Annotated in this window: 4 protein-coding genes; 2 read left to right on the top strand and 2 right to left on the bottom strand. The window is 67.9% G+C overall.

Translation table 11 applies throughout. From position 1 onward, the window contains the following. Positions 1-434: 434 nt before the first annotated feature. Entirely contained in the window at positions 435-2,390 is a 1,956-nt protein-coding gene (locus A7D27_RS26575) for an acetoacetate--CoA ligase (protein ID WP_069566644.1), read from the bottom strand. A gap of 76 nt (positions 2,391-2,466) precedes the next feature. After that, positions 2,467-3,393 (bottom strand): LysR family transcriptional regulator, encoded by a 927-nt coding sequence (locus A7D27_RS26580; protein ID WP_069566645.1) that lies wholly within the window; start codon positions 3,391-3,393, stop codon positions 2,467-2,469. A gap of 120 nt (positions 3,394-3,513) precedes the next feature. Between A7D27_RS26580 and A7D27_RS26585 the strand changes: the two genes are divergently transcribed. Both A7D27_RS26585 and A7D27_RS26590 read left to right on the top strand, forming a co-directional pair. Then, the gene (locus A7D27_RS26585; RefSeq protein ID WP_044405780.1) at positions 3,514-4,209 is read left to right on the top strand and encodes a CoA transferase subunit A; all 696 of its coding nucleotides are present in this window, start codon (positions 3,514-3,516) and stop codon (positions 4,207-4,209) included. Between the two features lie 30 nt (positions 4,210-4,239). Further along, positions 4,240-4,896 (top strand): CoA transferase subunit B, encoded by a 657-nt coding sequence (locus A7D27_RS26590; protein ID WP_069566646.1) that lies wholly within the window; start codon positions 4,240-4,242, stop codon positions 4,894-4,896. The last annotated feature ends 103 nt before the right edge of the window (positions 4,897-4,999 follow it).

A 4,999-nucleotide genomic window follows, 5' to 3' on the forward strand; every position in this document is an offset into this window, starting at 1 on the left:
AGCGCGGTACGTAGCCCGGGCTCAGGTACTTCGTAGGATGGCGCTGAGCGCAGCGAAGCCCATCGAGCCGGAGTACCCCGGCAGCACTGTGCGGTGATCTGATGCGGTTCGCCGAGCTCACCGCATCCTACGGCGCGTGGTACGTGGCCCGGGCTCTCAGGTACTTCGTAGGATGGCGCTGAGCGCAGCGAAGCCCATCGAGCGGGAGTACCACCATGCAGACACGTAGCCCGGGCTTCAGCCCGGGAACGGAGCCTGCCATCCCGGACTGAAGTCCGGGCTACCGCATGCGTAGCGAGGACGCCGGTATCACGGGCGAAGCCCACCCTGCGCAAGGAGGCTCGGGTTAACGCGGTGGTGGGAGCGAGCTTTGCTCGCGAACGCCCGACGCGGAGTTTCCCTTCGCTCGGCTGTTTTCCCCGTGTGGGTGCCTGTCAGTCAGCCAATTCCGCGCGGTCGCGGAACTGCTCCAGCGCGGCGGGGTTGGCCAGGGCGTCGGTGTTTTTCACCGGACGACCGTGGACCACGTTGCGCACTGCCAGTTCGACGATCTTGCCGCTGATGGTGCGGGGGATGTCGCTGACCGCCACGATCTTCGCCGGTACATGGCGCGGCGTGGTGTTGTCGCGGATCACCCGGCGGATGCGCGCTTGCAAGGCTTCGTCGAGTGCCACGCCCTCGCGCAGGCGCACGAACAGCACCACCCGCACGTCGCCCTGCCAGTCCTGGCCGATGGCGATGGACTCCAGCACTTCCTCGATCTTCTCCACCTGGCGGTAGATCTCGGCGGTGCCGATGCGCACGCCGCCGGGGTTGAGCACCGCATCCGAGCGGCCATGGATCACCAGGCCCCCATGGACGGTTTCCTCGGCGTAGTCGCCGTGGGCCCAGACGCCGGGGAAGGTTTCGAAATAGGCCGCGCGGAATTTCTCCCCGTTCGGGTCGTTCCAGAACCCCACCGGCATCGACGGGAAGTGCCGGGCACAGACCAGTTCGCCTTTCTCGCCCACCAGCGGATGCCCTAGCTCGTCCCACACCTGCACGTCCATGCCCAGGCCCTTGCATTGCAGCTCGCCGCGCCACACCGGCAGCACCGGGTTGCCCAGGGCGAAGCAGGAGACGATGTCGGTGCCGCCGGAGATGGACGACACGCAGAGGTCCGTCTTGAAGCAGCGGTAGAGGTAGTCGAAGCCTTCGTGGGCCAGGGGCGAGCCGGTGGAAAGCACCGTCTTCAGGCGTTCCAGCCGGTGGCTGCGGCAGGGCTTGACACCGGCTTTCTCCAGGGCGGCGATGTACTTGGCGCTGGTGCCGAAGAGGCTGATGCCTTCGGCGTCGATCAGGTCGATCAGGCGTTCCGGGGCGGGGTGGAAAGGCGAGCCGTCGTAGAGCACCAGGGTGGCGCCCAGGGCGAGGCCGGAGACCAGCCAGTTCCACATCATCCAGCCGCAGGTGGTGTAGTAGAACAGCCTGTCCTCGGCCTTCAGGTCGCCGTGCAGGCCATGCTCCTTCAGGTGTTGCAGCAGGGTGCCGCCGACGCCGTGGACGATGCACTTGGGCACGCCGGTAGTGCCGCTGGAGTAGAGGATGTAGAGCGGCTGGTCGAACGGCACGGGGACGAACTCGGGGTCGCCGCCGGGCTGGTAGAAGTCGCCCCACAGCGCCACCCGCGCCGGGGTCTGGAAGTCTTCCGTCCGGGCGTCCGGGCGTGCATGGGGCACCACCAGCAACTGCTCCAGGCTGGGCAGGCGGGCGAGGATCTCGTTGAGCTTGGGCGTGAGGTCGAGGGTCTTGCCCGCGTAGTGGTAGCCGGCGGCGGCGATCAGCACCCTGGGTTCGATCTGCCCGAAGCGGTCGATCACCCCTTGGGTGCCGAAGTCCGGCGAGCAGGACGACCAGGTCGCCCCCAGGCTGGCGCTGGCGAGCATGCCCACCACCGTCTGCCAGGTGTTGGGCATGAAGGCCGCCACCCGATCTCCCACCCCGACGCCCAGCGCCCGCAGGCTGCGTTGCAGCCCGGCGACCTGAGCGGCCAATTCGGCGTGGGAGAGCTGCACCCGGCTGCCGTCCTCGTCCACCGCCACCAGGGCCGGCGCGTCATCACGGCGCCGCAGCAGGTGCTCGGCGAAGTTCAGCGTCGCGCCGGGAAACCAGCGCGCATCCGGCATCGCCGGGCCTTCTTCCAGTACCGCGTGGGGCGGCTGGTGGAAGCGCACCTCGAACCACGCCGCCAGGGTCGACCAGAACGCCGGCCGGTCCGCCACGCTCCAGGCGTGCAGCGCGGCGTAGTCGGGCACGGCCACGCCATGGCGCTCGGCAACATGGCGGCGGAAGGCTTCCATCCGGGTGGCGGCGATTCGTTCGGGGCTCGGGCTCCAGAGGGGCTGGCTCATGGGGACATCCTCGTGCTCGGGAATGCCCGAATAATGGGCCCTCCAGGCGTCGGGGGAAAGCCGGGGGCGGTGTGCCTCAGCCGATACCGTGGGGCGTGCGCGCCGGGGTCAACTGGTGCTCCCAGTCGCGCAGGTGCAGCAGGACGTCGGCCAGGGCCTGGGCGGCGGTGGAGAGTTGGTGGCTGGCGAGGCGCAGCAGGCCGACACGGCGTTCCACTTGCGGGGTGTCGAGGGGGACGCAGCGGGCGCCCAGTTCTTCCATCTGCTGGATGCACAGGCCGGGGACGGCGCTGACCCCCAGGCCCTGGGCGACCATGCGGCCGACGGTGACCAGTTGGTGGCTTTCGAAGGCGACGGGGAGGTGGCCGTGGCGGGCGGCAACGCTGTCTTCCAGCAGCAGGCGCACGGCCGAGGGGCGTTGCAGGGTGATGAAGGGCTCGCCCAGCAGTTCCGCCCAGCTCACCGTGCCGCGCTCGGCCAGCGCGCAGCCGGCCGGCACCACGGCGACGAAGCGGTCGCTGTAGAAGGGGGTGAAGGCCAGGCCCTCCAGGCTCGACGGCTCGAAGGCGATGCCCAGTTCCACGCGGTGGCTGCGCACCATTTCCAGTACCTGTTCGTTGATCACGTCGTGCACGGCGACGTTCACCTTCGGGTGGCGGTCGCGGAACGCCTTCAGCGCCACCGGCAGCAGGTTGCTGGCGAAGGAGGGCATGGCGGCGATGGCGACCTTGCCCAGTTGCAGGGTGAAGTGCTGGTGCAGCAGCTCTTCGGCGTCGTCCCAGTCGGCCAGCAGGCGTCGGGCGAGGGGCAGCAGGGTCTCGCCCTCGGGGGTGAGGGCGACGCTGCGGGTGGTGCGCACCAGCAACTGCCCGCCGAGGGATTCCTCCAGGGTCTTGATCGCCAGGGACAGGGCCGGCTGGGACAGGTGCAGGCGTTCGCAGGCCTGGGCGAAGCTCAGGCTCTGGGCGACGGCGAGGAAGGCGCGCAGTTGCTTGACGGTCATTTATCAGGATTTCGGATCAATGCTGAGGAAAAACAAAATTAACAAATGAGTCCGTGCGGGTGAAGCTGCATCCCACTCACCGGCCGGCAGGCCAGGCAGAACAACAACAGAGGATCAGCGATGAGCGGACTCGACAAGCGTGTAGGCAGTTACGCGGAAGCCCTCGATGGGCTCACCGACGGCATGACCGTCCTGGCCGGGGGCTTCGGCCTCTGCGGCATTCCGGAGAACCTGATCGCCGAGATCCGGCGGCGCGGGGTGCGTGACCTCACCGTGGTCTCCAACAACTGCGGCGTTGATGGCTTCGGCCTGGGCGTGCTGCTGGAGGACCGGCAGATCCGCAAGATGATCGCCTCCTACGTGGGCGAGAACGCGCTGTTCGAGCAGCAACTGCTCTCCGGTGAGCTGGAGGTGGAACTCACGCCCCAGGGCACCCTGGCCGAGAAGCTGCGCGCCGGCGGTGCCGGCATCCCGGCCTTCTACACCGCCACCGGCTACGGCACTCCGGTGGCCGAGGGCAAGGAAGCGCGCCAATTCAACGGCCGCCACTACATCCTCGAACCGTCCATCACCGGTGACTTCGCCATCGTCAAGGGCTGGAAGGCCGACCATTACGGCAACGTGATCTACCGCCACACCGCGCGCAACTTCAACCCGGTGGTGGCCACCGCCGGGCGCATCACGGTGGTGGAGGTGGAGGAGATCGTCGAGCCGGGCGAGCTGGACCCGGCGCAGATCCACACCCCGGGCATCTATGTCGATCGCCTGATCTGCGGGACCTTCGAGAAGCGCATCGAAAAGCGCACCACTCGCTGACCACGACACGACGAATCCGAGGAAACCGACATGGCACTGACCCGCGAACAGATGGCCCAGCGCGTGGCCCGCGAACTGAAGGACGGCTACTACGTGAACCTGGGGATCGGTATCCCCACCCTGGTGGCCAACTACGTGCCCGAGGGCATGGACGTGATGCTGCAGTCCGAGAACGGCCTGCTGGGCATGGGCGCCTTCCCCACTGAGGTGGAAGTGGACGCCGACATGATCAACGCCGGCAAGCAGACCGTCACGGCGGTCAAGGGCGCGGCGATCTTCGACTCCTCCGAGTCCTTCGCGATGATCCGCGGCGGGCACGTGGACCTCACCGTGCTGGGGGCGTTCGAGGTGGACGTCAACGGCAACATCGCCTCCTGGATGATCCCCGGCAAGCTGGTCAAGGGCATGGGCGGCGCGATGGATCTGGTGGCCGGTGCCGACAACATCATCGTCACCATGACCCACGCCTCGAAGGACGGTGAGTCCAAGCTGCTGCGCCATTGCAGCCTGCCGCTGACCGGGTGCGGCTGCATCCGCAAGGTGCTCACCGACCTGGCCTACCTGGAGATCGAGAACGGCACCTTCATCCTCCGCGAGCGCGCCCCCGGGGTGAGCGTGGAGGAGATCGTCGCCAAGACCGCCGGCCCGCTGGTGGTGCCGGACGATGTGATCGAAATGAGCTTCTGATTACCCTGCCGCCCCGACGCGCCGCCACCACGCATGGCGGTTCCCGGGGCGGTTTTTTATTGACCGGCCAGGTCCGTCGTGGCGTGGCCGAGAGGAGGAATCG

Origin of the sequence: Pseudomonas sp. 1D4, assembly GCF_001728925.1 — a bacterium.
Classification (GTDB): Bacteria; Pseudomonadota; Gammaproteobacteria; order Pseudomonadales; family Pseudomonadaceae; genus Metapseudomonas; species Metapseudomonas otitidis.

Excerpts from the sequence above, each read along its gene's own strand:
- A7D27_RS26575 (WP_069566644.1), bottom strand. The coding sequence starts at position 2,390 with ATGAGCCAGCCCCTCTGGAGCCCGAGCCCCGAACGAATCGCCGCCACC.
- A7D27_RS26580 (WP_069566645.1), bottom strand. The coding sequence starts at position 3,393 with ATGACCGTCAAGCAACTGCGCGCCTTCCTCGCCGTCGCCCAGAGCCTG.
- A7D27_RS26585 (WP_044405780.1), top strand. The coding sequence starts at position 3,514 with ATGAGCGGACTCGACAAGCGTGTAGGCAGTTACGCGGAAGCCCTCGAT.
- A7D27_RS26590 (WP_069566646.1), top strand. The coding sequence starts at position 4,240 with ATGGCACTGACCCGCGAACAGATGGCCCAGCGCGTGGCCCGCGAACTG.